This window comes from Bacillus sp. VT 712, assembly GCF_001614195.1.
Lineage (GTDB): Bacteria > Bacillota > Bacilli > Bacillales > Bacillaceae_H > Priestia > Priestia flexa.
The window spans coordinates 1-2,206 of the sequence record NZ_LWBK01000080.1; the positions used below are offsets into that span (position 1 = coordinate 1).

The window sequence follows — 2,206 nt, forward strand, 5'->3', positions numbered from 1 at the left end:
TGTTTGAGTTTGGCTGAAACGGCCAAAGCAAACGGAATTGATTTTTATCAGTACTTGGTAAAGCTGATGACGGAATTACCTAATATATCGTTTCATCAACACCCTGAGATTTTACATAATTACATGCCATGGTCAGAGAATATTCAAGCCACATGTGCAAAATAGCCAGCTAACTGAAAAAAATTCAGTTAGCTGGCCGTTCGTCGTGCGTACCGTGAAGGTGCGCTATTTTTTATATTTCGGGCTTACATTTAACCTTGATTGGCTTGGGACTGACCCCTGTTTTTGAGACAGGAATCAAAACACCTTTTAAACACGCAGCACCTCCTGGTACAATACATGTATCAATCAAAGGAGGTGTTAGTATGCAACATAAAAAGTATTCACTGTATAAAAATGGAGTATACTTACATGATTTTGATACTATGACTGAATGCTCCAAATGGTTAGAGAATATTATAGGAGGCTCTTTGTATCAGGGCTTGAGCAGAATTAGAGATGGAAAATGGATACCTGATGAAAGGTCACAGCTTTTTGGATATGAGGTTAAAACTAATGACACTGAGGAGAGCTAATTAGGCTCTCCTTTTTCTGTAATAGGATGCTTTTCTAAAACTGACTCAGCTTATCCCTTAAATGAATAATTACATAGTAAATGAATAATTACATAGTAAATGTAAAAAATATATTTGTTAAAAATAACTAAGGAGATGATACAAATGGCATTAATACCTTATGATCCATTTAGACAATTAACTAACATTAGGAGAGATTTTGACAGATTATTCAATGATTTCCCTTTTCATTTAGACAATGAAATGAATCAATTGGGGAATATAAGAGTGGATGTTCATGAAACAGATAAAGAGGTAGTAGCAACTTGTGACATTCCAGGCTTACAGAGTAAAGAAGATGTAAACATTGATATTGAAAATAATGTATTGAGAATTAGTGGCTCAATTAACAGAACTAATGAGATTAAAGAAGAGAATATGCATAGGAGAGAAAGATACACAGGTAGCTTTCACAGAGCCGTTACACTACCAACTCCTGTTTCTGAGGAAGATATAAAGGCTTCTTATAAGAATGGTGTACTAGAAGTTATCATGCCTAAACAAACTCAAACAAATAAAAAGAGAATTGATGTGGATTTCCATTAAAAATGAGCAGTTTGCTACCTGTAATGAAAGAGTTTGGCAGGGATTACTTGCAGGAAGTTGCTGAGGAACAACCTGACCTAGTTGATTTGCTAATTTTAAGCTGCCATTTACCTCAGGGAAAGAAAAAAATTATTTTAAATGAGCTGACTAATAATATTAAAAATTCCTACCAGAGGCTGGGACAAAACGCTCCTAAATAAACTAAAAAAGCCGGTGCAGTTTTACGACGAGTAAAATTGCACTGGCTTTATATTTTTACAATAAAATAAGGACCACTTCTGATAAAATTAAGTTACCACACCAAATCATATCGAAAGAAGGATCCTTATGTTTAAAAATTATAGCATGAATCAATTAATTCTACCTTTAGATCTTGAAATAAAACTGCAAAATAATGATAGTGCATTCTCTATTCACCATTTAGTTGAAAGTATCCCACAAGAAGCGCTCGAACCATTCCTTCGAAATACCGGCTGTCCTGCCTATCATCCTCTTTTACAGATAGGGCTACTGCTGAGAAAGTTGCTAGTAAGGTTTTAAGCAATCTAAATAACAAAAAAGCAGTGGCAGCTTGGATAAGTAATCCTCAAAGTAAGTCAAAGTTAGTGTTATCTTATGAAGGAGCTGAAGTTATTGGACGTGGAGTAAAAAGAGATTCTACAACTGTTGAAAGTATGACAAATGCTAGAATTGTCTTGAAAAAGGATGGAGCAGGGAATTATATTCTAACTGGATATCCAAACTAATACTAAAGGGTGAGATGTTATGTTGTCTTCTAACAAATTAGAAGAACCTGTTGGATCGGCTATACTTAGTTAGACAGAAATTTTAAGGTCAAGTAGAATTAACTATACTAATCAGTTATGAGGAGAATCTACATGACAAAAAAAGTACGTCGAACGTTTACCGAAGAATTTAAGCAACAGATCGTGCAGCTATATCAGAATGGAAAGCCTCGTAAAGACATCATTCGAGAATATGAGTTAACACCATCTTCGCTTGATAAGTGGATTAATCAAAGTAAGTCCTCTGGTTCCTTCAAAGAA

General features: G+C 34.7%; 6 protein-coding genes and 1 pseudogene. All 7 read left to right on the top strand.

The genetic code is table 11. The features are described from left to right. Positions 1–165 (top strand): transposase domain-containing protein (locus A2U94_RS20990; RefSeq protein ID WP_197473393.1); only part of this gene is annotated, 165 nt, incomplete at its 5' end. Between the two features lie 200 nt (positions 166–365). Then, a complete protein-coding gene (locus A2U94_RS19880) occupies positions 366–575 on the top strand; it encodes a hypothetical protein (RefSeq protein WP_025910116.1) in 210 nt (69 codons plus the stop codon). 144 nt (positions 576–719) lie between these two features. After that, positions 720–1,160 (top strand): Hsp20/alpha crystallin family protein, encoded by a 441-nt coding sequence (locus A2U94_RS19885; protein ID WP_061785932.1) that lies wholly within the window; start codon positions 720–722, stop codon positions 1,158–1,160. Between the two features lie 2 nt (positions 1,161–1,162). After that, positions 1,163–1,360, top strand: coding sequence for a hypothetical protein (locus A2U94_RS19890; RefSeq protein WP_061785931.1), 198 nt, complete (start codon positions 1,163–1,165; stop codon positions 1,358–1,360). Positions 1,361–1,487: 127 nt separating this feature from the next. Next, positions 1,488–1,676, top strand: a pseudogene (locus tag A2U94_RS19895) (transposase); the annotation flags it as partial. Further along, entirely contained in the window at positions 1,634–1,906 is a 273-nt protein-coding gene (locus A2U94_RS21710) for an RNase A-like domain-containing protein (protein WP_226373018.1), read from the top strand. The pseudogene A2U94_RS19895 and the gene A2U94_RS21710, both read left to right, overlap by 43 nt. 132 nt (positions 1,907–2,038) lie before the next feature. Next, on the top strand, positions 2,039–2,206 hold a 168-nt coding region (locus A2U94_RS19900), incomplete at its 3' end, for a transposase (protein WP_156482318.1).

Coding starts and splice junctions, on each gene's coding strand:
- A2U94_RS19890 (WP_061785931.1), top strand. CDS start 1,163: ATGAGCAGTTTGCTACCTGTAATGAAAGAGTTTGGCAGGGATTACTTG.
- A2U94_RS19880 (WP_025910116.1), top strand. CDS start 366: ATGCAACATAAAAAGTATTCACTGTATAAAAATGGAGTATACTTACAT.
- A2U94_RS19885 (WP_061785932.1), top strand. CDS start 720: ATGGCATTAATACCTTATGATCCATTTAGACAATTAACTAACATTAGG.